The organism is Gibbsiella dentisursi (assembly GCF_039539505.1).
In the GTDB taxonomy this organism is placed as follows: Bacteria; Pseudomonadota; Gammaproteobacteria; order Enterobacterales; family Enterobacteriaceae; genus Gibbsiella; species Gibbsiella quercinecans.
This window is the reverse complement of record NZ_BAABDG010000003.1, coordinates 354,328-378,497: the sequence shown is the minus strand read 5'-3', so window position 1 is coordinate 378,497 and position 24,170 is coordinate 354,328. Positions and strand designations below refer to the sequence as shown.

Sequence of the window (24,170 nt, the reverse complement as noted above, 5' to 3'; positions counted from 1 at the left end):
ATTGCTTACTGCATAAATATGACGAGACGCTGTTCCGTCGGGGATCCTTCCAGCGAACTCCCAAATTAGCGACAAACCCAGAGCAGGTCAAATGGCATTATGGCTGCGGTCATTCAGGGATAATTTTTACTTATAGTTATGAAATAAAAGGTTTTTTTTAGTAAAAAGAGGGTGTTGTGACGGTTGGAGGGTATACCGGAAAATGGTTTCTATAACTGATAATGATTATTATATTGATTTTATGTGCTAGCAGGTGATTTCATCATGGGGTTTTATGCTGCTTTATGTTCTGATTTTGCATTATGGCGCTGTTTTTAACTTCTCAGTCATATTTAATGATAGCGCGGCGGCAGATAAGAGAAATTAATGGGGAATATTTGATTTTATTTGCACTTAAAGTGAATCTTTATGCGTTTTTGGCTTAAGGAAAAACAGCGTTTTGTTTGGGTGGGGGCCCACAGCGGCAGGCATGATTGCCGTTGGGGAAGGATAGCCTTTTGCCAACGCGAGTCAATAGCAGTGGTTAGTCTTTTCGCATCAGCACAACAGGGGTTCGTTTTGGCCCGGTTTCTATCCGTTTTGTATCGCCTTTTAGGAAAAAAGCTGACATTAATTACGAAAAATGGTTATCAGGCAAAATGATTGCCATACTGAACATTGTGATGCCGCTGCGAGGAAACCATGAAAGCTAAACCCCCAATCGTGCCCCCGGACGCCGAGGAAAAAAAATCGCATGAGCTTGATCGTTTTGACATGGCGATCTTGCGCCTGCTGCAGGCGGATTCTTCCATATCCAATGTGGCGCTGGCCGAGAAAGTCAGCCTGAGCCCGCCGGCCTGTTTACGGCGTGTGGAGCGGTTGAAGCAGGCAGGCCTAATTAAAGGTTATGTTGCGTTGCTGAACCCGCAGGCGATGAATGCCGGGCTGGTGGTGTTGATTGGCGTGGTGTTGGATCGCTCAACGCCAAGCTCGTTTGAGGACTTTGAAGCAGCGGTGCAGCAGATCAGTGGCTGCATGGAGTGCCATGTCGTTACCGGCGAGTTTGATTATATTTTAATGATTCGCACCAAGGACAATCAGAGTTTCAATCGTTTGCATGCGGAACAACTGCTGTTTCTGCCTGGCGTTCGCCAGATCCGTTCTTTTATTGGCCTGCGTGAGGTGCTTTCCACCACGCAGTTAACCTTTTAAGGCAGGGGAAGGGGAGAGACTGAGGCCCGGTTTCCCGGGCCTGCGATGGGGTATTAGCCATTGCGGAACAGGTAGCTGTAGGCGCTTAGCGCTGGCGCACCGCCCAGGTGGGCATAAAGGACTTTTGAACCTTTCGGGAATTCGCCGTTGCGGATCATGCCGATCATGCCCTGCATGGATTTGCCTTCATAGACCGGATCGGTCATCACGCCTTCCAGGCGCGCACACAGGCGGATGGCTTCCAGCGTGCCTTCGCTCGGCAAGCCGTATTCCGGCCCGCCAAAGCGGGTATCAAGCACCACGTCTTCTTCCGTGATCTCGCGGCCCAGTTCAACCAGGTTAGCGGTGTTTTGGGCGATGCGTAAAATCTGCGCCTTGGTTTTTTCCGGTTTTGCCGACGCGTCGATGCCAATCACATTGCGGGCACGGCCATCCGCGGCAAAGCCAACCACCATTCCGGCCTGGGTACTGCCGGTGACCGAACACACGACGATATAGTCAAATTTAAAACCCAGTTCCTCTTCCTGCTGGCGCACTTCTTCCGCAAAACCGACGAAACCCAGGCCGCCATAAGGGTGCTCGGAACAGCCGGCCGGGATCGGGAACGGTTTGCCGCCGTTTTGTGCAGCTTCTTCCATGGCGCTTTTCCAGCTTTCGCGAATACCGATATCAAAACCGGCGCTATCCAGGCGCACATCGGCCCCCATAATACGTGACAATTCAATATTACCGACCCGATCATAAACTGCGTCAGAATAATTAACCCAGTTTTCCTGCACCAGAATACATTTCATTCCTAAATGTGCAGCAACGGCGGCTACCTGGCGAGTTTGATTCGATTGAATACCGCCAATGGAAACTAAAGTATCGCAACCCTGAGCTAATGCTTCTGGGATCAGATATTCCATTTTACGGGTTTTATTGCCACCGAATGCCAGGCCGCTATTACAATCTTCGCGTTTGGCATAGATTTCTACATCGCCGCCCAAATATTCGCTGAGCCTTTTCATTGGCGTAATAGGGGAGGGGCCAAACGTTAATTGATAGCGTGGGAATTTTTCCAGATTCATAATAAGGCTCCGGTAGACAATGATAATGGCCGATTGGGGTATTCTATGGAGAACACGGTTATCCTGTACCCCAAATACTACACGAAACAAAACGAATTTAAATTGCTAATTAATCATGTTTTTTTATTTAAAATTTCAATAATCTTTCTATTTTTTGTTTTAAATGGCTAGAAATAACATAAAAACGAAACAAAATTAATCTTGCTGCAACCACATGCCCTCCGCGGGCAACGGCAGAGCCGTTTTGTAGCGCACCTGCTTGAGGGCAAAGCTGGAGCGAATGTTGGCCACGCCGGGAATACGGGTGAGGTGTTTGATGATAAAGCGTTCTATCTCATTGATATTATTTACAAGTACCCGGAGCAGGTAGTCTGCGTCACCGCTCATCAGGTAGCACTCCATCACTTCCGGGCGTTCGGCGATCGCCTGTTCAAAGCGCTGCAATACTTCCTCTATCTGACGATCGAGGCTCACGTGGATAAACACGTTGACGCGCAGCCCCAGGCGCTCCGGCGAAAGCAGCGTCACCTGTTGGCGGAACAGTCCAAGTTCTTCCAGCGCTTTGACCCGGTTAAAACAGGGCGTGGTGGAGAGATTAACCGCTTTCGCTAATTCAGCATGGGTGATTTTGGCATTTTCCTGCAGTTTATTAAGGATATTGATATCGGTTTTATCCAGTTTACGCATAAAAGAAAACCTTTCCTGTGAATGAAGGGCTGGATGGAAAATTCACACTGAAATAAACAGCGTTCGGCGTAATAACGGAAAAACATTCTGTCATGAAAATAATAAAATACCTATACCCGATAGATTTCTAACTACAGATGCGCGGCTTCCCGGTTAATCGCCAGGCGTATTAATGTCGCCGGCCGGTAATTGACGTTATTGGGGAACCTAGAAAAGCAAACTTCAACGAGAGAGTTAAAATGACAATGCATTACTCCCCGTCAGAAAGTAAAAACATAGGCTGGAACAAAACGCATGCTGTTCATCGCTGGAAAACCGCCATAGCATCACCGCGGGTTTGCGGGGTAGCCATGCTGTTTTTGGCGATTCTGATTTGGGGCGCGAATTGGCCGGTCATGAAGATGGGGCTGCACCACATCACCCCTTTGTGGTTTTCCGCATTGCGTTTTGTTCTGGGTGGGCTTTGCCTGTTCGTTATCCAGATTGCCACCGGTACGCTAAAGCGCCCTCAGCGCCGCGACATTCCGTTATTACTCAGCGTTGGCCTGCTTCAGATGCTGGCCTTCACCGCGCTGGGCGCCATCGCCATGATGGAAATTCCCGCCGGACGCTCTGCCATTCTTGCCTATACCACCCCATTGTGGGTGATGCCGGGAGCAATTTTGTTCTTCCGCCACCGGGTGACCCGCCCGGAGTGGATCGGGACGCTGATCGGCATTGCCGGCGTCGCCATTCTGTTTAACCCACTGACGCTCGATTGGGCGAACAGCGCGGTGTTGCGGGCCAATCTGCTGCTGCTGATGGGGTCATTCTGTTGGGCCATTTGTATTCTGCACCTGCGTTATTATCGCGGCGCTTCAAGTGCCTATCATTTGGCGCCCTGGCAAATGCTGATTGCGGCGGTACCGTTGCTGATCTTGGCCTGGTGTAAAGAGGGCCCTTACACCGGTGATAATTCTCTGCGTTTTTGGGAAGTTGCCCTGTTCGTGGGGCCGCTGGCCACGGCGTTCTGTTTCTGCGCCGTCAATGCGGCCAGCCAGTGGCTCACCAGTACCGTTATGGCTTCCTCGATGTTGGGCGTACCGCTGGTAGGGTTGTTGATTTCGGTGCTTTTTATGAACGAGCCTTTAACGCTGAGCCTGCTCGCCGGCGTTGCGGCGATCGTCGGTGGCCTGCTTATCGTCACCCTGATGCGCCCGCGGCGTTAGCGGTAGCCTGCTAAATAGCGGCCGTTATGAAAGACCTCGATATGGGGAAGGTGGGCGCCATGGCTGGCGCCCAAAATATCAGGCCAGGTGTTGCTTACGCCGCTTCAGTCTGCGGCCGGTGCTTTCCCTGCCGTTGCGGCCGTTCGGGCTGATGAGCCGCCAGCGTTTCCGGTGCAAAATCATCGACATTGATCGCCTGCAAACGGCTCTCTTCGGCCGCGATCAGCAGTTTCGCCTCGTCACTGCTGATCTTGCCTTCCTCCAGCGCCTGTTGCGCCAGGCGATCCAGCCGGGTGAACGACAGGTTCTTGCCCGCCAGTTTGCACAAACGCGCGTGGATCGGCTCTGCGGCGATGATGTTCGCCAACGCGGCTTCCAGCAGGCCTACCGGGTTATGGGGGCTGGCCGCCAGGTATTGGCCGCGCCCCAGGCGGCTGCGGGTGGCGGAAGGTTCTTGCAGGATTTTCGCCAGTTGGTGATCCAGACGATCGGTCGGGGCGCGTTGTACGCGGCCGAACGGGAATATCACCCAGCGTAGCGCGCCTGCAATCCCGCTGTTCGGGAAGTTGCGCAGCAGATCGTCGAGCGCCTGTTCAGCCTGATACAGGCAGTCCTGCACGCCCCAGTGCACCAGCGGCAGATCGGCCTGCTGGCGCCCCTCATCGTCGTAGCGTTTCAGCGTGGCGGAAGCCAGGTACATTTGGCTGAGCACATCCCCCAGGCGCGCCGAAATGCGTTCCCGGCGCTTCAGGCTGCCCCCCAGCACGCCCATGGCGACATCGGCCAGCAGCGCCAGGTTGGCGCTCAGGCGGTTGAGCTGCTGGTAATAACGGCGGGTGGCATCTTTGGTCGGCGTGCCGCTGGTGCGGCCGTTGGTCAGGCCGAGCCAAATGCTGCGCGCCGTGCTGCCGCCCACGTGGCCAAGATGGCCGAACAACGCCCGATCGAAGGCGGGCAGATCGTCGTGTTGCGCGGCGGCCATCTCTTCCAGTACGTAAGGATGGCAGCGAATGGCGCCCTGGCCGAAGATCATCATGCTGCGGGTCAGGATATTGGCGCCTTCCACGGTGATGGCGATTGGCGCGCCCTGGTAGGCGCGCGCCAGGAAGTTGGATTCGCCCAGCATAATGCCTTTACCGCCAGCGATGTCCATGGCGTCAATAATCGCCCGTTGCCCGCGGTGGGTGCAGTGGTATTTGACGATGGCAGACAGCACCGCCGGCTTTTCACCCTGCATCAACCCGCTGGTGATAAGCGTGGCGGCAGCGTCCATTACATAGGCGTTCCCGGCGATGCGCGCCAACGGTTCTTCAATGCCCTCCATCTTGCCGATTGGCATCTTGAACTGGCGGCGGATACGGGCATAAGCGCCGATCGCCAGCGCGGCGGATTTCAGGCTGCCGGTGGAGTTGGCGGGCAGGGTGATGCCGCGGCCAACCGACAGGCATTCCACCAGCATGCGCCAACCCTGACCGGCCATCTGCGGGCCGCCGATAATATAATCGATCGGCACGAACACATCGCTGCCGCGGGTTGGGCCATTCTGGAACGGAATGTTCAAGGGGAAATGGCGGTTGCCAATCTCAACGCCCGGCGTGTGGGTTGGGATCAGCGCGCAGGTAATACCGGGCGCGGGGTTATCGCCCAGCAGGCGATCCGGATCGTACAGTTTGAACGCCAGCCCCAGCACGGTGGCCACCGGCGCCAGCGTGATATAGCGTTTGTTCCACGTCAGGCGCATGCCAAGTACCTGTTGGCCTTGCCATTCGCCCATGCACACCACGCCGGTATCGGGAATGGCGCCGGCGTCGGAGCCGGCTTCCGGGCTGGTCAGCGCAAAGCAGGGGATCTCATCGCCGCGCGCCAGAGCGGGCAGATAACGGTTTTTTTGTTCGTCGGTGCCGTAGTGTTGCAGCAATTCGCCGGGGCCGAGGGAATTGGGAACGCCGACGGTGATCGCCAGTATGCCGGAAACCCCGGCCAGCTTTTGCAGCACCAGCGCCTGGGCATAGGGCGAAAACGCCAGCCCGCCGTACTCTTTTTTAATGATCATGGCGAAGAAACGGTGCTCTTTCAGGAAGGCCCAAAGCTCGGGCGGCAGATCGGCCAACTGATGGGTGATTTGGAAATCATTCGCCATACGACAGGCTTCTTCTACCGGGCCTTCGAGGAAGGCGTGTTCTTCCGGCGTTAATTGCGGTTTAGGATAGTTATGCAGTTTGTTCCAGTCCGGCCGGCCACGGAACAGATCCCCTTCCCACCAGGTGGTGCCGGCGTCGATCGCTTCTTTCTCGGTGCGGGACATCGGCGGCATAAGCTTGCTGAAGGCGCGCAGCGCCGGCGCCGCCAGCAGCGGGCGGCGTAGCGCGGTAATATTCAGCGGCAGCAACAGCACCGCCAGCGGCAACAATAGCCAGAACGACCACAGGCCGGCCACGCCCATGATCGCGGTATAGCCCAGCAGGGCGAGGCTGCCAAACGCCAGCGAAACCCGGTGGTAGAACAGCACGCCGATAAGCGCCAGTAGGGCAAGAATGCTAAGAACCGTCATAATGTCGCTCCAAAGTCCTAAGAGGTCTGACCTGTTGTCTATGATGGTTTTAGTTTATGCACATGTTTTTATCAATGCATTTACACTTTAATTACAACGTAGCTCACAAACTGGCAGCACCTGCAGCTAAAAAATCACGTGCGCCTCAACCGAATGCGGCTTTTGTTGACAATGCTTCTCGCTATTTGCCCAATCCGTTACACTGCGGACGAAAGATTGACAATGCCACAGGATTAAAAGAGGGCTCCTCATATGTACCAAGATTTGATTCGTAGTGAACTGAATGAAGCGGCTGAAACCCTGAAAAATTTTATCAGCGACGACGCCAATATTGAGGCTATCCAAAGCGCGGCGGTGTTGCTGGCCGATTCCTTTAAGGCCGGCGGTAAGGTGATCTCTTGCGGCAACGGGGGTTCCCACTGCGATGCCATGCACTTTGCCGAAGAACTGACCGGCCGTTACCGCGAAAACCGCCCAGGCTACCCGGCGATCGCCATTTCCGATGTCAGCCATCTGTCCTGCGTGAGCAACGATTTTGGCTATGAGTTCGTGTTTTCACGCTACGTGGAGGCAGTGGGGCGCGAAGGGGACGTATTGCTGGGGATCTCCACTTCCGGCAACTCCGGCAACATCATCAAGGCGATTTCGGCGGCGCGCGCCAAAGGGATGAAAGTGATCACCTTAACGGGCAAAGACGGCGGTAAAATGGCCGGTACCGCCGATGTGGAAATTCGCGTGCCGCACTTTGGCTATGCCGATCGCATTCAGGAGATCCACATAAAAGCGATCCATATCTTGATCCAATTGATTGAAAAAGAAATGGTTAAGGCTTGATGGTGTTGTGGGTATAGCGCGCTTGCGCTATACCCGTCATACTGCAAGTTGCTGATGCGTTGGCTTGATGCCTCGGCCCATTCGGGGCCGGCGTAAGCGCCGTTCAAAAACGCTTTTGACGTTTTCGTTCTGCAAGGCGAATGAGTTAGGGTAGGTACCTGAGCGTATCAATGAATACCGGCGTGAAGCGGTGAGGGGAGCAGGTTCTGCTTCCCGGCAAGCGGTAATGCCAATGATGTTGAGGAGTAATTGGCGATGTGTGAACTGCTCGGGATGAGCGCAAACGTGCCGACCGATATCTGCTTTAGTTTTACCGGGCTGGTTCAGCGCGGTGGCCGTACCGGGCCACATAAAGATGGTTGGGGAATTACCTTCTATGAAGGCAACGGTTGCCGCACGTTTAAAGATCCCCAGCCCAGTTGTAATTCGCCGATAGCCCGCCTGGTGCAGGACTACCCGATAAAATCCCGCGCCGTGGTTTCCCATATCCGCCAGGCCAACCGCGGTGAAGTGGCGCTGGAAAATACCCACCCGTTTACCCGCGAACTGTGGGGCCGCAACTGGACCTATGCCCACAACGGCCAGTTGAAAGGGTATCGCCGGTTGGAAACCGGCAACTTTCGCCCGGTTGGGCAAACCGACAGCGAATACGCCTTTTGCTGGCTGCTGCATCAGCTTTCGCTGAAGTATCCACGCACGCCAAGCAACTGGCCGGCGGTGTTTCGCTATATTGCGCTGCTGGCGGATCAACTGCGGCAGAAAGGGGTATTCAATATGCTGCTGTCGGATGGGCGTTACGTGATGGCCTATTGCTCCACCAACCTGCACTGGATTACCCGGCGCGCGCCGTTTGGCAAAGCGACCTTGCTTGATCAGGACGTGGAAATTGATTTTCAGCGGCAAACCACGCCGGATGACGTGGTGACGGTGATCGCCACCCAACCGTTAACCGGCAATGAAACCTGGCACAAGATTGCGCCAGGTGAGTTTGCGCTATTTTATTACGGTGAGCGGCTTGCCCTGGGCGAACGGATCGCCACCGGCGGTTGATGCGAACTGCGTTGGCTTATTGCTGCCTATCACCGGCTGCGCCAGCACGTACTGGCCGTTAGCCACGGCCACCGTAGGCGGTTGGTGATTTTTCACGAAGTAATCGTAGCCCGGTTTTAACTGGCGCCAAAAGCCGATGTAGGTGGAGGTGCGGTGGCGCTGCAGGTTTTGGTCGGTCATGCGGAACGGGTAAATGCTGATGTTGACCCGGGCCTGGCCGAAAGCGAATGCGGTTTCTACATAGCGATAGATTTCATCCATATAGTCGTTGGTCATCGCGTAGCAGCCGATGGATTTGCATTCGCCGTGGATCATCAGATAGGCACCGGAATAACCTTGCGCCCGATCGTAATCATTCGGGAAGCCGATATTAATTGCCCGATAATATTTGCTGTCCGGCTTCAGGTGGCGCACATCAACGCTATAAAACCCTTCCGGGCTTTTAAAATCGCCGGCCATGCGCTTGGGGCCTAATCCGCCGGAGAATTTGCAGATAGGGAAGCTTTTGACCAGCCGGAATTCGTTGCCCATTTTGGCATACAATTCCAGCACGCGTTCTTCTTTGAAGATCTGGATATAGACGGGGGAGCCTAATAATTGCTGTTTAACTGCCGGTGACTCAGGGACCAGCTCGCTGGCGCTGCAGGCGGTGATCGTCGGCATACAAAATAGCATCGCAAACAACAGCGCGATCTTACTCATTAATTATTCCTGCTTAATATATTGCCGATGGTGCAATGACCGCCGGCGTGCCACTGATTTTTATTTTATAACGTTAATAACCCCGCCAGATTACCAGTGTGTTTTTTTTTCGCAATATGCAGCGTGTATAAAAAACAAACAAATTTAAATAAAAATCGTTTTATGCGCCGTTTCTGGCACATGCGATGAAAATAAACCCATTTTAATTCCATTTGCTTGACCTTGGTCACTGCCCCGCACCGGGATGATGTTGCAAATGATGTTAAACTATGTCCAAAGATTAACCGCCGGCCGGCTCTGCCCTGCCGTGGGGATGCGCGAGGAAGCGAACACACCTGCCGCCAGCAGTATGAGGGGGATAACTCATTACAAATCATATGATTAAAATCAAGAAAGGATTGGATCTCCCGATAGCCGGGGCCCCGGCCCAAACGATAAATGACGGGCCGGCCATCAGGCACGTTGCCCTGCTTGGTGAAGAATATGTCGGCATGCGCCCTTCAATGTTGGTGCAGGAGGGCGAGAGCGTTAAGAAAGGGCAGGCGCTGTTCGAAGATAAAAAGAACCCCGGCGTTTTTCACACCGCCCCGGCCAGCGGCCGGGTGGCCGCTATCAACCGTGGCGAGCGCCGGGTGCTGCAGTCGGTGGTGATCGCGTTGGAAAACGGCGGCGATGAACAACTGGAGTTTGCTTACTACCGGCCGGAAGCACTGCCGCAGTTGTTGCGTGAACAGGTAGAAAGCGATCTGCTGGCCAGCGGGTTGTGGACGGCGCTGCGTACCCGGCCTTTTAGTAAAACCCCACGCCCGGGCACGGTTCCTCGCGCTATTTTTGTTACCGCAATGGATACCCAGCCGCTGGCGGCCGATCCGCAGAAGGTTATCGCCGGGCAACTGCCGCAGTTCCATGCCGGGCTTGCGGTGCTGGCGCGCCTGACCGCTGGCAAGGTGCACGTTTGCCACGCCGCCGGCGCTCCGTTGGCGGCGGGCGATCACCCGCAGATTCACTACCACGCTTTTTCCGGCCCGCACCCAGCCGGGTTGGTCGGTACCCATATCCACTTTCTGGAACCGGTCAGCCTGAAAAAAAACGTCTGGCACATCGGCTATCAGGATGTCATCGCCATCGGCACCCTGTTTACCACCGGCAAGCTTGATACCACGCGTATTATCGCGCTGGCCGGCCCGCAGGTCGCCCAGCCAGCCTTGCTGCGCACGCGCCTTGGCGCCAGCCTGGATGAGCTGACCGCCGGCTGCCTAAAGGCCGGTGAAAACCGCGTGATTTCCGGTTCGGTGCTCAGTGGCGTGCAGGCCACCGGCCCCAACGCCTATCTTGGGCGCTTTCATCTGCAGGTTTCGGTGTTGCTTGAAGGCCGTGAGAAAGAGCTATTTGGTTGGGTGCTGCCTTCGCCGGGCAAGTTTTCTATTACCCGCACCACGCTGGGCCATTTCCTCCGGCGCAAACGCTTTGCGTTTTCCACCTCAACCCACGGCGGTGAACGTGCGATGGTGCCGATTGGCAACTACGAGCGGGTGATGCCGCTGGATATTCTGCCGACGCTGTTGCTGCGCGATTTGCTGGCCGGGGATACCGACAGCGCCCAACAGTTGGGCTGCCTGGAACTGGATGAAGAAGATTTGGCGTTGTGTACGTTTGTTTGCCCAGGCAAGTATGAATATGGGCCGTTGCTGCGCGATGTGCTGAATACGATTGAGCTGGAAGGATAAGCGATGGGCCTGAAGCATTTTTTGGAAAAAATTGAGCCGCACTTCACGCCGGGCGGCAGGCTGGAGAAATGGTACCCGCTGTATGAAGCCACCGCGACGGTGTTTTATACGCCGGGCTTGGTCACCCACGGCGCTTCGCATGTGCGTGATGCTATCGATCTCAAACGCATGATGATCCTGGTGTGGCTGGCGGTGTTCCCGGCGATGTTTTGGGGCATGTACAACGTTGGTCAGCAGGCGGTGCTGGCGCTGCACCATCTTTACCAGGGTGAACAACTGCAGCAGATGCTGGCGGCCGACTGGCACTATCGCCTGGCCCAGTGGTTGGGGGCTTCAATGGTCGCCGACGCCGGCTGGGCCAGCAATATGCTGCTGGGCGCCACCTATTTCGTGCCGATCTACGCCGTGGTGTTTCTGGTCGGCGGTTTTTGGGAGGTGCTGTTTGCCACGGTTCGCCGCCATGAGATCAACGAAGGCTTTTTTGTTACGTCTATTTTGTTTGCCTTGATCGTGCCGCCCACGCTGCCGCTATGGCAGGCGGCGCTTGGTATTTCATTCGGCGTGGTGATCGCCAAAGAAATTTTTGGCGGCACCGGGCGCAACTTCCTCAACCCGGCGCTGGCGGGGCGCGCCTTCTTGTTTTTTGCCTACCCGGCGCAGATCTCCGGTGAACTGGTGTGGACGGCGGCAGACGGCTTTTCCGGCGCCACGCCGCTGGCGCAGTGGAGCGCGGGTGGGGCGGCGGGCATGACCAACGTCCTTACCGGGCAACCGGTGAGCTGGATGGATGCCTTTCTGGGCAATATACCCGGTTCCATCGGTGAGGTTTCCACGCTGATGATCCTGCTCGGCGGGGCGCTGATCCTGTTTACCCGCATTGCATCCTGGCGCATCGTGGCCGGGGTGATGGTGGGCACGGTGGCGACCGCCTGCCTGTTTAATGCGGTGGGCTCTGACAGCAACCCGATGTTCGCCATGCCCTGGTACTGGCATCTGGTGCTGGGCGGCTTTGCCTTCGGCATGATCTTTATGGCGACCGATCCGGTTTCCGCCGCCTTCACCGAAAAAGGCAAAGTGTGGTACGGCGTGCTGGTGGGCGTGATGTGCGTGTTGATCCGCGTGGTCAACCCGGCTTATCCGGAAGGGATGATGCTGGCGATCCTGTTCGCCAACCTGTTTGCGCCACTGTTCGATTATCTGGTGGTGCAGGCCAACATCAAACGGAGGCGAGCCCGTGGCGAGTGAGGCAAGGAACAATGACAGCGTGGGGAAAACGCTGCTGGTGGTGTTTTTGCTAAGCCTGGTGTGTTCGGTGGTGGTGGCCGGCGCCGCCGTCGGCCTGAAATCCCAGCAGCAGGCGCAGCGGCTGCTGGATAAGCAGCGCAATATCCTCAACGTTGTCGGCCTGCTGGCGCCGAAAATGGACGGCGAACGGGTGCAGGCGGTGTTTAGCGCGCGCATCGAGCCGCGCCTGCTGGATCTGGCCAGCGGCGAGTTTGTTGCCGACAGTGAGGAGGCGTTTGATCTGGCGGCTGCGTTGCGTGATAGCAGCCAAAGCATCGCGCTGGCGGCCAACGAAGACAAAGCCGGTATTCGGCGGCGCAGCAACCAGGTGGAGATTTATCTGGCGCGCGATGAGCAAGGCCGCGTCGATAAGATTGTGCTGCCGGTATATGGCTCCGGGCTGTGGTCGATGATGTATGCGTTTGTGGCGCTGGATAGCGACGGCAACACGGTACAGGGCCTGTCTTATTACGATCACGCCGAAACCCCGGGGCTGGGCGGCGAGATAGAAAACGCCGGCTGGCGGGCGCAGTGGATCGGCAAACGGTTGTTTGATGATAACGGCAACCCGGCGATCCGAGTGGTCAATGGCCGGGCGGCCCCGGGGGACGTGCATGCGGTCGATGGCCTTTCCGGCGCCACCCTGACCGCCAACGGGGTGCAGCACACGTTTGATTTTTGGCTGGGCGAACTGGGTTTCGGCCCGTTTCTGAAAAAAGTTCGTGAAGGGGCGCTGAAAAATGGCTGATTCCAAAGAGATTAAGCGGGTTCTGCTGGGGCCGCTGTTTGACAATAACCCGATCGCCTTGCAGATCCTCGGCGTTTGCTCCGCGCTGGCGGTGACCACCAAGCTGGAAACGGCGGTCGTGATGACCATCGCCGTTTCACTGGTGACCGCGTTCTCCAGCTTTTTTATCTCGCTGATTCGCCATCACATTCCGAACAGCGTGCGCATCATCGTACAGATGGCGATTATCGCTTCGCTGGTGATTGTGGTGGATCAGGTGCTGCGCGCCTATGCGTTTGAAATCTCCAAGCAGCTGTCGGTGTTCGTCGGCCTGATTATCACCAACTGCATCGTGATGGGGCGTGCCGAGGCCTACGCGATGAAATCCCCGCCAATTGAAAGCTTTATGGACGGCATCGGCAACGGCCTGGGCTACGGCGTGGTGTTGATCCTGGTCGGGTTCCTGCGTGAGCTGATCGGCTCGGGCAAACTGTTTGGTTTTCCGGTATTGGAGGCGGTACAGAACGGCGGCTGGTATCAACCAAACGGGCTATTTCTGCTGGCGCCGAGCGCGTTCTTTATCATCGGCATGTTGATCTGGGGGCTGCGCACCCTCAAACCGGCGCAGATCGAAAAAGAGTAATCCCTTAACGGCATGTGCTGCCGGGTTGCAGGCGTTGCGTGATACAACGGGAAGCAGATATGGAAATTATATTAGGCGTGGCCATGTTCACCAGCATCTTGATGGTGTTGGTGCTGCTGATTTTATTCGCTAAATCCAGGCTGGTGAATACCGGCGACGTTGCCGTGGAAGTGAACGGCGATCAGGAGAAAAGCTTCACGGCGCCCGCCGGCGACAAATTGTTGAATATGCTTTCCAGTCAGGGGATTTTTATTTCGTCGGCCTGTGGCGGGGGCGGCTCTTGCGGCCAGTGCCGGGTGGTGGTGACGGCGGGCGGCGGCGATATCCTGCCCACCGAGCTTTCCCATATCACCAGGCGCGAAGCGAAGGCAGGCTGCCGCCTGGCCTGCCAGGTGAGCGTGAAGCAGGATATGAAAATCGAGCTGCCGGCAGAGATTTTCGGCATCAGAAAATGGATCTGCGAGGTGATCTCCAACGATAACAAGGCGACGTTCATCAAAGAGCTGAAGCTGAAGATCCCCGACGACGAAGACGTGCCGTTCCGCGCCGGCGGCTATATTCAGATTGAAGCGCCGCCGCACCAGGTCAGCTATGCGGATTTCGACGTGCCGCAGGAATACCGCGGCGACTGGGACAAGTTCAACCTGTTCCGCTATCGCTCGGTGGTGGATACCACCACGGTGCGCGCCTATTCGATGGCGAATTACCCGGATGAGAAGGGCATCATCATGCTGAATGTGCGCATCGCCACGCCGCCGCCGGGCAACCCAACGGTGCCGCCGGGGGTGATGTCCTCCTACATCTGGGCGTTGAAACCGGGCGATCGGGTGACCATCTCCGGGCCGTTTGGCGAGTTCTTCGCCAAGGAGACCGATGCCGCGATGGTGTTCATCGGCGGGGGCGCCGGGATGGCGCCGATGCGCTCGCACATATTCGATCAGCTCAAGCGCCTGCACAGCAAACGTAAAATCACCTTCTGGTACGGCGCACGTTCGCGGCGCGAGATGTTCTATGAAGAGGATTTCAACCAGCTGCAGGTGGAGCATGAGAACTTCACCTGGCACGTGGCGCTGTCGGATCCGCAGCCGGAAGACCACTGGAACGGCTATACCGGCTTTATTCATCACGTGCTGCTGGAAAACTACCTGCGCCACCACCCGGCGCCGGAAGATTGTGAGTTCTATATGTGCGGGCCGCCGATGATGAACGCCGCGGTAATCAACATGCTCAAGGCGCTTGGCGTTGAGGAAGACAACATCCTGTTGGATGACTTTGGCGGCTAGTCTTAAATCGGGTAACGCGTTTGCGAGGCGCTTATGCTGACACTGTTTGCGGTAACCTTTGCATTATTCCTGCTGGTCATTGGCGGTATGTCGTTGGGCTACGTGCTTAAACGCAAAAGCCTGCAGGGCAGCTGCGGCGGCATTACGGCGCTGGGGATGGAAAAAGTCTGCGATTGCCCCGAGCCTTGCGACAGCCGCAAAAAACGCCTGGCGCGTGAAGCGCGGCGCCAGCGGCTGCGGGAAAAACACCGCATTCTCTAGGCGCCGGCCGATAACACCGTGCTGTTTAGCGCGCCTTACGAAACTTTTCCGCCTGCAACGGCGAATCCACCATCACGCCATCTACGCCCAACGCCAGCGCCTGCTGGTAATCCTGCGGCGAATTGATGCCAAACAGAATGATGTGCGCCGGCCCTTTGGCCCGGAAGCAGTCCACCGCTTCTTTATCCCACACCAGCAGCGCTTTGGAACGGGCTTCCCCCAGGGTGTATTTTTCTACCACTTCCACCTGGCGCTTCATCTCCAGCCCATACCAGCGTGGGCCATTAGGGCTTGCTGTCACATCGCACTGGTGCGCCATGGTGATGTTGGCCAGCAGATCGCGGGTTTCATCGCGTGATGCAAAACGTTTAATCTGCGGCGGCAGCGCCTGCAGGTATTTGGCATCGGTCGAGTAGACACGGGTGCGTTCCAGGCTATGGTTTTTTTCCAGCGTGGCCAGCAGGGCGGCGGCGAACTTTGCCGGATCGCTATCCGGCGATTTGATATCCAGATAAAAGGTGGTTTGCGGGAAGGTGGTTAGCGCCTGTTCCAGCGTTGGGATACCGATGTGTTTACCACGGAACGGGTGATTGCCGTCTTTGCCGAACGCCCAGCCCGCGTCTGCCTGCGCCAGCTCTTCTGCGCTGTAGGCGGAAACCAGGCCCTGTTTATCGGTTAACGCCCGCAGATCGGACGGCCGGTAGAGCACGATGGCCCCATCCTTTGCCTGCTGCAGGGTGATCCACACCGCATCTGCGCCGTGTTGCAGCGCCTGGCGGATGGCGACCAGGGTGTTTTCCGGCGCATCGGCGGTGCCGCCGCGGTGGGCGATAATCGCCGGGGCCGGGGTCGCCGCCAGCGCGGCGGCAGGGAGCAGAAAACAGAGGGAAACAAACAGGTAGCGGTGGAGCATTCTCATTACTGGTGCCTTGTGGTTGCGTGATGAGCCGATGGCGTTGGATTCCTTGCCGCATCATAAACGCGAAAAATGACGTTTTTTTAACAGCTGAAGAATAATGCGCCATTAAGGCAATAGCGCCATCTTGGCGGTGGGCCGGCCTGATTTGAGCTTCTTACCTTTTACTGTATACTCATACAGTAACTGGGAGGGGAGATGCGTAAAATCATTCATGTCGATATGGATTGCTTTTTTGCCGCCGTCGAGATGCGCGACGATCCCACCCTGCGCGATATCCCGCTGGCGATCGGCGGCAGTGCCGAACGGCGCGGAGTGATCAGTACCGCCAACTACCCGGCGCGCCGTTACGGCGTGCACAGCGCGATGTCGTCCGCCATGGCGCTGAAGCTGTGCCCGCACCTGAAGCTGATACCCGGCCGCATGGCTGCATACAAAGAAGCTTCGCAGCATATCCGCACCATTTTTGCCCGCTACACGCCGTTGATTGAGCCGCTGTCCTTGGATGAGGCCTATCTGGACGTGAGCGCAAGCACACAGTGCAACGGCTCGGCAACCTTGATCGCCCAAGAGATCCGCCAGGCGATTTTCGATGAACTGCAGCTCACGGCCTCTGCCGGCGTGGCACCGATCAAGTTCCTTGCCAAAATCGCCTCCGATCTGAACAAACCCAACGGACAATATGTCATCACCCCGGCACAGGTGCCGGCGTTTTTGCAGCAGCTGCCGCTGGGCAAAATTCCCGGGGTGGGCAAAGTGACCGCCAAACGGCTGGAAGAGATGGGGCTGAAAACCTGTGCGGACGTGCAGCAGTATGATTTGGCCACGCTGTTAAAACGCTTTGGCAAGTTTGGCCGGGTGCTGTGGGAACGCTGCCAGGGGATTGATGAGCGCAGCGTCTCACCCGACCGGCTGCGCAAATCGGTGGGGGTGGAGCGCACGCTGGCGGAGGATATTCATGACTGGCAGGCGTGCGAAGCGTTGATCGTTGAAAAGCTCTATCCGGAACTGGAAATGCGCCTGAGCAGGTTAAAGCCGGATCTGCAGATTGCCCGCCAGGGGGTTAAGTTGAAGTTCCAGGATTTTCAACAGACCACCCAGGAGCATGTCTGGCCGGTGTTGAACCAGGATGATTTGCTCAATGTGGCAAAGCAGGTGTGGCTTGAACGGCGCGAAGGGCGGGGCGTGCGCCTGGTGGGGCTGCACGTCACCCTGCGCGATCCGCAGATTGAGCGGCAACTGCCGCTGCCCTGGGGCAATTGAGCCCCCCAGGGCATCACGCCGGCGCTACAATCAGGCGCGTTCAGGAATGGCTTTCAGCAGGGCGGTCAGCAGCGTCCAGTAATCGCCGACGCTTTTGATATGCACCTGCTCATCCGGGGAGTGTGGCCCGGTGATGGTTGGCCCGATCGATACCATGTCTAACTCCGGGTACGGCTTTTTGAACAGGCCGCATTCCAGCCCGGCGTGGATCACCATGATGTTCGGGGTCTTGTTGAACAGATCCTGATACAGTTCGCGCACCAGATGCATCACCGCGGAATCGGCATCCGGCTGCCAGCCAGGGTAGCTGCCTTTTGCCACTACCTGCGCGCCCGCCAGTTGGCCTAACGCCGTGAGCGTTTCCACCACGTAGTCTTTGCCGCTGTCGATCAGGGAACGGATCAGGCAACTGATCTGCGCCTGATCTGCACTGGTGGTGACCACACCCAGGTTAAGCGAGGTTTCCACCACGCCTTTCACCACGTCGCTCATGCGAATAACGCCGTTCGGCGTGCTGTTGAGCAATGCCAGGAAGCGCTGCTGGCACTCCGCTTGCAACGGTTGCAGCTCGCTGGTGGTCGCCTCAAGCAGCAGGGTGATGTTTTTTTCTTTGGCCGCCAGTTCGCTGCGCAGCAACGCCAGATACTCGTCGCACTGGGTTTGCAGCGCCGCCGCCTTATCGGCAGGAACGGCGATCACGGCAAAGGCTTCACGTGGGATGGCGTTGCGCAAGTTGCCGCCGTTCAGCTCCAGCACGCGCAGATCCAACGTTGGCGCATGGGCGAACAGAAAACGTGCCAGCAGCTTGGTGGCATTGCCCAGGCCCAGATGGATTTCGGCGCCGGAGTGCCCGCCCTTCAGGCCCTTGAGGGTCAGCTTCAGGAGCTGGTTGCCCGCTGGCAGCGCTTCACGCTGCAATGGCAAGGTGGTGATGGCGTCGATGCCGCCGGCGCAACCCATGTAGATTTCGCCTTCTTCTTCCGAATCGGTGTTGATCAGGATTTCAGCCTGTAGCCAGCCGGCCTGCAGGCCAAAGGCGCCGTCCATTCCCGCCTCTTCGGTCATGGTCAGCAGCACTTCCAGCGGGCCGTGCTCCACGCTGTCGTCGGCCAGCACCGCCAGCGCAGACGCCATGCCGATGCCGTTGTCGGCGCCCAGGGTGGTGCCGCGAGCCTTAACCCATTCGCCATCGATGTAGGGCTGGATCGGATCTTTAGTGAAATCGTGCACGGTGTCGTTGTTTTTTTGCGGCACCATATCCAGGTGCGCCTGCAGGGCCACCGGCTTGCGGTTTTCCAATCCCGGCGTCGCGGGCTTACGCAACAGAATATTGCCGACCCGATCGCGCTCTGCGTGCAGGTTTTTATCTTTGGCCCAGGCCAGGATGTGCGCCGCCAGGGCTTCTTCATGATAAGACGGGTGTGGGATCGAGCAGATTTTGGCAAAAATATCCCACAGCGGCTGTGGTGCAAGACGCGACAATTCAGACACGATAAGTCTCCTGTAACAGCAGTCCGGCGATGGAAGAACGTGCTGTGTGGTTAAAGGCCATGGATGACGGTGCGCTTGGGCACAATACGCAGAGAATATCACTTTCTTTCACCCGGCGCGCGCGCCGTATTGTGCGGTTTAAGCGCTTGATTCACCGTGTTTCAGCCGCCCGGCGGCGCATGGCGCAGCGGATGAAAACGCGTGGATGGCCACGGTTCATCTGGTATTCGGCGCGTTCACTCTCTATAATCTCGCGCAACCTTTTTTCCCTTGATCACTGAGTAAGCCGCACCATTGCAGGCTGGGACACCCTTCTATGAGTGAAAAATACGTTGTTACCTGGGACATGCTGCAAATGCAAGCCCGCAAACTGGCGCACCGCCTGCTGCCTGCCGACAAATGGACGGGGATTATCGCCGTCAGCCGCGGTGGCCTGGTGCCGGCCGCTCTGCTGGCGCGTGAACTGGGTATTCGCCATGTGGATACCGTTTGTATCTCCAGCTACGACCATGATAACCAGCGTGAAATGAAAGTGCTCAAACGTGCCGAAGGGGACGGTGAGGGCTTTATCGTGGTTGACGATCTGGTGGATACCGGCGGCACGGCACAGGCCATCCGCGCGATGTACCCGAAGGCGCACTTTGTGACCATCTTCGCCAAACCGGCCGGCCGGCCGCTGGTTGATGATTATGTGGTTGATATCCCACAGAATACCTGGATTGAACAGCCATGGGATATGGGCGTGGCGTTTATTCCGCCGATCGGCGGGCGTTAATCTCTCCCATCTCCTGCGGCCATGGCGCCTGACGGCGCCAGAACTACGTGGCCGGGGTAACCTCTGCCTATGCCGCCCCTTTCCCCACGGAAAGGGGCGGCTTAATTCTGGCCATGCTTCATTCGATACCCGCACGGCAAATCCGCTTTGTTGAACAGTTATTTTGGTTTCTATCCCCAGAGTTAGGTACACTGCTCACAGATAATCAGGCCATTTTCTGTCTGTAGCCAGATGAACGGAGGCTGTTGTCATCATGGTGCAAGCCAACCTGTCAGAGATTTTATTCAAACCTTCATTTAAACACCCTGAAACATCGACGCTGGTGCTGCGCTCGCACCATGCCGAAAATGTGGATATGCACTCGGCGCTGGAGGGCGACAGTACCGGCAACTGGTACCGTATGCTCAACCGCCTGCTGTGGACCTGGCGCGGCGTTAGCCCGGTCGAGATCACCGAAGTGCTGGCGCGGATTGCCGCTTCGCGGGCGGAACACAGCTATACCAATCTGCTGGATACCGTGGTGGGTTACCGCAACGGTAACTGGATCTACGAGTGGGTGCACCAGGGGATGCAGTGGCAGCAGCAGGCCCAGGAGCAGCAGGATCCGTTGCTGGCCGGCCAATACTGGCTGAACGCCGCCAATTTCTACAGCATTGCCGGTTATCCGCACCTGAAGGGGGATGAACTGGCTGAACAGGCTGAAGCGCTCTCCAACCGTGCCTATGAAGAGGCCGCGCTGCTGTTGCCTTACCAGCTCAAAGAGTTGGAATTCAAAGTGGAAGGCGGCAGCCCGATTTCCGGTTTCCTGCATATGCCGGGCGACGATAAGGCGCCATACCCAACGCTATTGATGTGCGGCAGCCTGGACACTTTGCAAACCGACTATCACCGCCTGTTCCGTGACTACCTGGCGCCGCTTGGCATCGCCATGCTGACCATCGATATGCCTTCCATCGGCTCTTCCTGCAAATGGAAGTTAACGCAGGATTCCAGCTTCCTGCATCAGCAGGTGCTGAGGCAGTTGCCGGAAGTGCCGTGGATCGATCATACCCGTGTAGCGGCGCTTGGCTTCCGCTTCGGCGCTAACGTGGCGGTGCGCCTGGCCTATCTGGAGCCGCAGCGCCTGCGGGCCGTGGCGTGCCTTGGCCCGGTGGTGCATACGCTGCTGTGCGATGCGCAGTTCCAGCAGCACGTGCCGGAAATGTATATGGATGTATTGGCCAGCCGGATGGGCATGACCAATGCTTCTGACGACGTGCTGATGGTGGAACTGAATCGCTATTCGCTGAAGACGCAGGGCCTGCTGGGGCACCGTTGCCCAACGCCGATGTTGGCCGGCTACTGGGAAAACGATCCGCTAAGCCCGAAAGAAGATGCGCAGCTTATCGCCAACTCGTCTTCGGACGGCAAGCTGCTGAACATCCCGAGCAAGCCGGTGTATCGCAGTTTTCATCAGGCGCTGCAGCAGACCAGCCGCTGGTTGAAAGAGAAAATGCGTTAACTGGTTGCTAATTTTTAACACTTTGTTAAAAAGAATACTCGACATTGAGGAGGTTGATGTATGACGTTACCGAGTGGCCACCCCAAAAGCAGACTGATGCAACGTTTTGCCAGCCTGGGGCCATACCTGCGGGAAGGGCAATGCAAGAATGACCGTTTTTTCTTTGACTGTTTAGCCGTTTGCGTGAGCGCAAAGCCCGCGCCGGAAAAACGGGAGTTCTGGGGCTGGTGGATTGAGCTGCAGGCGGAGAAGGAACGTTTTACCTACGCTTATCAGTTTGGCCTGTACAATAAAGAAGGCGACTGGAAAGCGGAAAAAATCAAAGACGCCGAAGTGAAAGAGAAGCTGGAAACCACGCTGCGCGGTTTTCACCAACGGCTGGCCGAGCTATTGGCGACCATGGAACTGGCGCTGGAACCCGCCGATGATTTTGACGAACGACCGATAAAACTTTCCGCCTAGATCAATTTGGCTGCACAATTGGGCGGATTTCGCGTTGTGCCTGTTGGCATAACGCGTCTCTCCTGTTACAACGTCTTTTGCATTCCTTTCTTTGTTTAAATCTAACGGCAGAAATATTATGAATGGCAGCCAGACATTGGTTGTGAAGTTGGGCACTAGCGTGTTGACCGGTGGATCGTTGCGCTTGAACCGCGCTCACATCGTTGAACTTGTGCGCCAGTGTGCGCAGCAACACGCCGCGGGCCACCGCATTGTTATCGTGACTTCCGGCGCGATTGCCGCCGGGCGTGAGCATTTGGGCTACCCCGAGTTGCCCGCCACCATCGCTTCCAAGCAACTGCTGGCGGCGGTGGGGCAGAGCCGGCTGATCCAACTGTGGGAACAGCTGTTTTCAATTTATGGTATCCACATCGGCCAGATGCTGCTGACACGTGCCGATCTGGAAGATCGCGAACGTTTCCTTTATGCGCGCGATACCATGAGCGCGCTGTTGGATAACCGTATCGTGCCGGTGATCAACGAGAACGACGCGGTGGCAACCGCTGAAATTAAGGTTGGCGATAACGATAACCTTTCCGCGCTGGCGGCGATCCTCGCCGGGGCGGATAAACTGCTGCTGCTGACCGACCAGCAGGGCCTGTTCACGGCCGATCCGCGCCAAGATCCGCAAGCAGAGCTGATCCGTGAAGTGCACGGCGTTGATGACGCCCTGCGCGCGATCGCCGGCGACAGCGTTTCCGGCCTGGGCACCGGCGGCATGGGCACTAAGCTGCAGGCGGCGGACGTTGCCTGCCGTGCCGGCATCGATGTGATTATCGCGGCCGGCGGCAAGCCGGGGGTGATCGCCGATGTGATCGCCGGCACCCCGGTCGGCACCCGTTTCCACGCACAGGAAACCCCGCTGGAAAACCGCAAGCGCTGGATCTTCGGCGCGCCGCCGGCCGGTGAGATCACCGTGGACGACGGTGCGGTTGACGCTATTGTGGCGCGCGGCAGTTCGTTGCTGCCGAAAGGCATCCGCGAGGTGCATGGGGACTTCTCCCGTGGCGAAGTGATCCGTATCCGTAGTTTGGCCGGGCGCGATCTGGCGCACGGCGTTAGCCGTTATAACAGTGATGCTATGCGCATGATTGCCGGCCATCACTCGCAGGAGATCAACGAGATCCTCGGTTATGAATACGGCCCGGTGGCCGTCCACCGCGACGATATGATTGTAAGTTAAGGAGTATGCATGCTTGAGCAGATGGGGAAGGCCGCGAAGCAGGCCTCCTGGCAGTTGGCGGTGCTGAGCACGGCAGAGAAAAACCGGGTGTTGGCGGTGATGGCGGACATGCTGGAAGCCCATAGCGATACGATTTTGCAGGCTAACGAGCAGGATATGGCGCAGGCGCGTGCGGCGGGGATGAGCGACGCGTTGCTGGACCGTCTGTTGCTGACGCCTGAGCGCCTGGCGGCCATTGCCAACGATGTGCGCCAGGTGTGCCGCCTAAGCGATCCGGTTGGGCACGTATTGGACGGCAGCCTGCTGGATAACGGCCTGAAGCTGGAACGCCGCCGCGTGCCGCTGGGCGTGATTGGCGTGATTTATGAAGCGCGCCCCAACGTGACTATCGATGTGGCCAGCCTGTGCCTGAAAACCGGCAACGCGGTGATCCTGCGTGGGGGCAAAGAAACTTTCCATACCAACCAGGCGACGGTGAAAGTGATCCAACTGGCGCTGGAACAGTGCGGCCTGCCGGCGGCGGCGGTGCAGGCGATTGAAAGCCCGGACCGTGCGTTGGTGGCTGAGCTGCTGCGTATGGATCGCTATATCGACATGCTGATCCCACGTGGTGGCGCCGGCCTGCACAAGCTGTGCCGCGAACAGTCGACCATCCCGGTCATTACCGGCGGCATCGGCGTTTGCCATATCTATGTGGACGATAGCGTGGATGATGAAAAAGCGCTGGCGGTGATCGAAAACGCCAAAATCCAGCGCCCAAGCGCCTGTAACTCTGTCGAGACCTTGTTGGTTAACCGCGCCATTGCCGGCCGCTTCCTGCCTGCGCTGAGCGCGCGGATGGCGGAATTGGGCGTGACGCTGCATGCCAGCGAAGAGGCGTTGGCGCTGCTGGAGCAGGGCCCGGCGAAGGTGGTGCCGGTGGCCGCCGCGGATTACGAGGACGAATGGCTTTCGCTGGATTTGAATGTGGCGCTGGTGGCGGATATCGATCAGGCCATCGATCATATTCGCACCCATGGCACCAACCACTCCGATGCCATCCTGACGCGCTCCATGCGCAATGCCGAGCATTTTGTGCGCGCAGTGGATTCTTCCGCCGTGTACGTTAACGCCAGCACCCGTTTCACCGATGGCGGCCAGTTCGGCCTGGGGGCGGAAGTGGCGGTGAGCACTCAGAAACTGCATGCGCGCGGCCCCATGGGGTTGGATGCGCTAACCACCTATAAATGGATTGGTTACGGCGACGATCTGGTGCGCCGCTAAATCTGGCTATGTTGGCCCCAGAAATACTGAAAAGCGCAGCAAGGCTGCGCTTTATTTTT

General features: G+C 57.3%; 22 protein-coding genes. 16 read left to right on the top strand and 6 right to left on the bottom strand.

The genetic code is table 11. The features are described 5' to 3' along the window. Positions 1 to 681 precede the first annotated feature (681 nt). Entirely contained in the window at positions 682 to 1,191 is a 510-nt protein-coding gene (locus ABFX35_RS12400; RefSeq protein ID WP_279022739.1) for an Lrp/AsnC family transcriptional regulator, read from the top strand. A 53-nt stretch (positions 1,192 to 1,244) separates the two neighbouring features. On the opposite strand, the gene ABFX35_RS12395 is transcribed toward ABFX35_RS12400, so the two are convergent. Both ABFX35_RS12395 and ABFX35_RS12390 read right to left on the bottom strand, forming a co-directional pair. Further along, positions 1,245 to 2,261, bottom strand: a complete 1,017-nt coding sequence (locus ABFX35_RS12395) for a 1-aminocyclopropane-1-carboxylate deaminase (RefSeq protein WP_346081365.1) — start codon at positions 2,259 to 2,261, stop codon at positions 1,245 to 1,247. A 195-nt stretch (positions 2,262 to 2,456) separates the two neighbouring features. Next, positions 2,457 to 2,948, bottom strand: coding sequence for an Lrp/AsnC family transcriptional regulator (locus ABFX35_RS12390; RefSeq protein WP_346081363.1), 492 nt, complete (start codon positions 2,946 to 2,948; stop codon positions 2,457 to 2,459). A gap of 350 nt (positions 2,949 to 3,298) precedes the next feature. Between ABFX35_RS12390 and ABFX35_RS12385 the strand changes: the two genes are divergently transcribed. Then, positions 3,299 to 4,156 carry a DMT family transporter gene (locus ABFX35_RS12385; RefSeq protein WP_346081361.1) on the top strand — a complete coding sequence of 286 codons (858 nt, stop codon included), beginning with the start codon at positions 3,299 to 3,301 and terminating at the stop codon, positions 4,154 to 4,156. A 94-nt stretch (positions 4,157 to 4,250) separates the two neighbouring features. On the opposite strand, the gene fadE is transcribed toward ABFX35_RS12385, so the two are convergent. Continuing rightward, on the bottom strand, positions 4,251 to 6,707 hold the full coding sequence (gene fadE, locus ABFX35_RS12380; protein WP_346081359.1) for an acyl-CoA dehydrogenase FadE: 2,457 nt from the start codon (positions 6,705 to 6,707) through the stop codon (positions 4,251 to 4,253). A gap of 252 nt (positions 6,708 to 6,959) precedes the next feature. Here fadE and lpcA point away from each other — a divergent pair, with 252 nt between their 5' ends. Next, on the top strand, positions 6,960 to 7,541 hold the full coding sequence (gene lpcA, locus ABFX35_RS12375; protein WP_095847239.1) for a D-sedoheptulose 7-phosphate isomerase: 582 nt from the start codon (positions 6,960 to 6,962) through the stop codon (positions 7,539 to 7,541). A gap of 255 nt (positions 7,542 to 7,796) precedes the next feature. Continuing rightward, a complete protein-coding gene (locus tag ABFX35_RS12370; protein ID WP_095847240.1) occupies positions 7,797 to 8,591 on the top strand; it encodes a class II glutamine amidotransferase in 795 nt (264 codons plus the stop codon). On the opposite strand, the gene dpaA is transcribed toward ABFX35_RS12370, so the two are convergent. Then, the gene (dpaA, locus tag ABFX35_RS12365) at positions 8,535 to 9,293 is read right to left on the bottom strand and encodes a peptidoglycan meso-diaminopimelic acid protein amidase (protein WP_346081356.1); all 759 of its coding nucleotides are present in this window, start codon (positions 9,291 to 9,293) and stop codon (positions 8,535 to 8,537) included. The genes ABFX35_RS12370 and dpaA overlap by 57 nt on opposite strands. Before the next feature lie 377 nt (positions 9,294 to 9,670). Here dpaA and ABFX35_RS12360 point away from each other — a divergent pair, with 377 nt between their 5' ends. The 6 genes from ABFX35_RS12360 to nqrM are packed head-to-tail and all read left to right on the top strand — an operon-like array spanning position 9,671 to position 15,218. Next, positions 9,671 to 11,020 carry a Na(+)-translocating NADH-quinone reductase subunit A gene (locus ABFX35_RS12360; protein WP_279022745.1) on the top strand — a complete coding sequence of 450 codons (1,350 nt, stop codon included), beginning with the start codon at positions 9,671 to 9,673 and terminating at the stop codon, positions 11,018 to 11,020. A 3-nt stretch (positions 11,021 to 11,023) separates the two neighbouring features. Beyond that, positions 11,024 to 12,265 carry an NADH:ubiquinone reductase (Na(+)-transporting) subunit B gene (locus ABFX35_RS12355; protein ID WP_346081353.1) on the top strand — a complete coding sequence of 414 codons (1,242 nt, stop codon included), beginning with the start codon at positions 11,024 to 11,026 and terminating at the stop codon, positions 12,263 to 12,265. Further along, the gene (locus ABFX35_RS12350; protein ID WP_346081351.1) at positions 12,255 to 13,052 is read left to right on the top strand and encodes a Na(+)-translocating NADH-quinone reductase subunit C; all 798 of its coding nucleotides are present in this window, start codon (positions 12,255 to 12,257) and stop codon (positions 13,050 to 13,052) included. Before ABFX35_RS12355 ends, ABFX35_RS12350 begins: the two co-directional genes overlap by 11 nt. After that, positions 13,045 to 13,674, top strand: a complete 630-nt coding sequence (locus tag ABFX35_RS12345) for an NADH:ubiquinone reductase (Na(+)-transporting) subunit D (RefSeq protein ID WP_279022748.1) — start codon at positions 13,045 to 13,047, stop codon at positions 13,672 to 13,674. The genes ABFX35_RS12350 and ABFX35_RS12345 overlap by 8 nt, the downstream gene beginning before the upstream one ends. A 59-nt stretch (positions 13,675 to 13,733) precedes the next feature. Further along, positions 13,734 to 14,957: an NADH:ubiquinone reductase (Na(+)-transporting) subunit F gene (nqrF, locus tag ABFX35_RS12340; protein WP_346081349.1), complete on the top strand. Its 1,224-nt coding sequence runs from the start codon at positions 13,734 to 13,736 to the stop codon at positions 14,955 to 14,957. 33 nt (positions 14,958 to 14,990) lie between these two features. Beyond that, the gene (gene nqrM, locus ABFX35_RS12335; RefSeq protein ID WP_095847247.1) at positions 14,991 to 15,218 is read left to right on the top strand and encodes a (Na+)-NQR maturation NqrM; all 228 of its coding nucleotides are present in this window, start codon (positions 14,991 to 14,993) and stop codon (positions 15,216 to 15,218) included. Positions 15,219 to 15,243: 25 nt separating this feature from the next. Here nqrM and ABFX35_RS12330 read toward each other — a convergent pair whose 3' ends face one another. Then, positions 15,244 to 16,137 carry a glycerophosphodiester phosphodiesterase family protein gene (locus tag ABFX35_RS12330; RefSeq protein WP_428832190.1) on the bottom strand — a complete coding sequence of 298 codons (894 nt, stop codon included), beginning with the start codon at positions 16,135 to 16,137 and terminating at the stop codon, positions 15,244 to 15,246. A gap of 195 nt (positions 16,138 to 16,332) precedes the next feature. On the opposite strand from ABFX35_RS12330, the gene dinB reads away from it, so the two are divergent. Continuing rightward, positions 16,333 to 17,397 carry a DNA polymerase IV gene (gene dinB / locus ABFX35_RS12325; protein WP_279022750.1) on the top strand — a complete coding sequence of 355 codons (1,065 nt, stop codon included), beginning with the start codon at positions 16,333 to 16,335 and terminating at the stop codon, positions 17,395 to 17,397. Positions 17,398 to 17,427: 30 nt separating this feature from the next. On the opposite strand, the gene pepD is transcribed toward dinB, so the two are convergent. Then, positions 17,428 to 18,888 carry a beta-Ala-His dipeptidase gene (pepD, locus tag ABFX35_RS12320; RefSeq protein ID WP_346081346.1) on the bottom strand — a complete coding sequence of 487 codons (1,461 nt, stop codon included), beginning with the start codon at positions 18,886 to 18,888 and terminating at the stop codon, positions 17,428 to 17,430. Between the two features lie 316 nt (positions 18,889 to 19,204). Between pepD and gpt the strand changes: the two genes are divergently transcribed. The 5 genes from gpt to proA all read left to right on the top strand — a co-directional run bounded on the left by gpt (position 19,205) and on the right by proA (position 24,111). Beyond that, positions 19,205 to 19,663, top strand: a complete 459-nt coding sequence (gpt, locus tag ABFX35_RS12315; RefSeq protein ID WP_095847252.1) for a xanthine phosphoribosyltransferase — start codon at positions 19,205 to 19,207, stop codon at positions 19,661 to 19,663. Between the two features lie 253 nt (positions 19,664 to 19,916). Then, on the top strand, positions 19,917 to 21,164 hold the full coding sequence (frsA, locus tag ABFX35_RS12310) for an esterase FrsA (protein ID WP_346081343.1): 1,248 nt from the start codon (positions 19,917 to 19,919) through the stop codon (positions 21,162 to 21,164). A gap of 60 nt (positions 21,165 to 21,224) precedes the next feature. Continuing rightward, on the top strand, positions 21,225 to 21,626 hold the full coding sequence (gene crl, locus ABFX35_RS12305) for a sigma factor-binding protein Crl (protein ID WP_095847254.1): 402 nt from the start codon (positions 21,225 to 21,227) through the stop codon (positions 21,624 to 21,626). A 118-nt stretch (positions 21,627 to 21,744) separates the two neighbouring features. Then, the gene (gene proB, locus ABFX35_RS12300) at positions 21,745 to 22,848 is read left to right on the top strand and encodes a glutamate 5-kinase (RefSeq protein ID WP_121555233.1); all 1,104 of its coding nucleotides are present in this window, start codon (positions 21,745 to 21,747) and stop codon (positions 22,846 to 22,848) included. Positions 22,849 to 22,857: 9 nt separating this feature from the next. Further along, complete coding sequence (gene proA, locus ABFX35_RS12295) at positions 22,858 to 24,111, top strand: glutamate-5-semialdehyde dehydrogenase (RefSeq protein ID WP_279022753.1); 1,254 nt, start codon at positions 22,858 to 22,860, stop codon at positions 24,109 to 24,111. Positions 24,112 to 24,170: the final 59 nt, after the last annotated feature.

Coding starts and splice junctions, on each gene's coding strand:
- ABFX35_RS12400 (WP_279022739.1), top strand. CDS start 682: ATGAAAGCTAAACCCCCAATCGTGCCCCCGGACGCCGAGGAAAAAAAA.
- ABFX35_RS12395 (WP_346081365.1), bottom strand. CDS start 2,261: ATGAATCTGGAAAAATTCCCACGCTATCAATTAACGTTTGGCCCCTCC.
- ABFX35_RS12390 (WP_346081363.1), bottom strand. CDS start 2,948: ATGCGTAAACTGGATAAAACCGATATCAATATCCTTAATAAACTGCAG.
- ABFX35_RS12385 (WP_346081361.1), top strand. CDS start 3,299: ATGCTGTTTTTGGCGATTCTGATTTGGGGCGCGAATTGGCCGGTCATG.
- fadE (WP_346081359.1), bottom strand. CDS start 6,707: ATGACGGTTCTTAGCATTCTTGCCCTACTGGCGCTTATCGGCGTGCTG.
- lpcA (WP_095847239.1), top strand. CDS start 6,960: ATGTACCAAGATTTGATTCGTAGTGAACTGAATGAAGCGGCTGAAACC.
- ABFX35_RS12370 (WP_095847240.1), top strand. CDS start 7,797: ATGTGTGAACTGCTCGGGATGAGCGCAAACGTGCCGACCGATATCTGC.
- dpaA (WP_346081356.1), bottom strand. CDS start 9,293: ATGAGTAAGATCGCGCTGTTGTTTGCGATGCTATTTTGTATGCCGACG.
- ABFX35_RS12360 (WP_279022745.1), top strand. CDS start 9,671: ATGATTAAAATCAAGAAAGGATTGGATCTCCCGATAGCCGGGGCCCCG.
- ABFX35_RS12355 (WP_346081353.1), top strand. CDS start 11,024: ATGGGCCTGAAGCATTTTTTGGAAAAAATTGAGCCGCACTTCACGCCG.
- ABFX35_RS12345 (WP_279022748.1), top strand. CDS start 13,045: ATGGCTGATTCCAAAGAGATTAAGCGGGTTCTGCTGGGGCCGCTGTTT.
- nqrF (WP_346081349.1), top strand. CDS start 13,734: ATGGAAATTATATTAGGCGTGGCCATGTTCACCAGCATCTTGATGGTG.
- nqrM (WP_095847247.1), top strand. CDS start 14,991: ATGCTGACACTGTTTGCGGTAACCTTTGCATTATTCCTGCTGGTCATT.
- ABFX35_RS12330 (WP_428832190.1), bottom strand. CDS start 16,137: ATGAGAATGCTCCACCGCTACCTGTTTGTTTCCCTCTGTTTTCTGCTC.
- dinB (WP_279022750.1), top strand. CDS start 16,333: ATGCGTAAAATCATTCATGTCGATATGGATTGCTTTTTTGCCGCCGTC.
- gpt (WP_095847252.1), top strand. CDS start 19,205: ATGAGTGAAAAATACGTTGTTACCTGGGACATGCTGCAAATGCAAGCC.
- frsA (WP_346081343.1), top strand. CDS start 19,917: ATGGTGCAAGCCAACCTGTCAGAGATTTTATTCAAACCTTCATTTAAA.
- crl (WP_095847254.1), top strand. CDS start 21,225: ATGACGTTACCGAGTGGCCACCCCAAAAGCAGACTGATGCAACGTTTT.
- proB (WP_121555233.1), top strand. CDS start 21,745: ATGAATGGCAGCCAGACATTGGTTGTGAAGTTGGGCACTAGCGTGTTG.
- proA (WP_279022753.1), top strand. CDS start 22,858: ATGCTTGAGCAGATGGGGAAGGCCGCGAAGCAGGCCTCCTGGCAGTTG.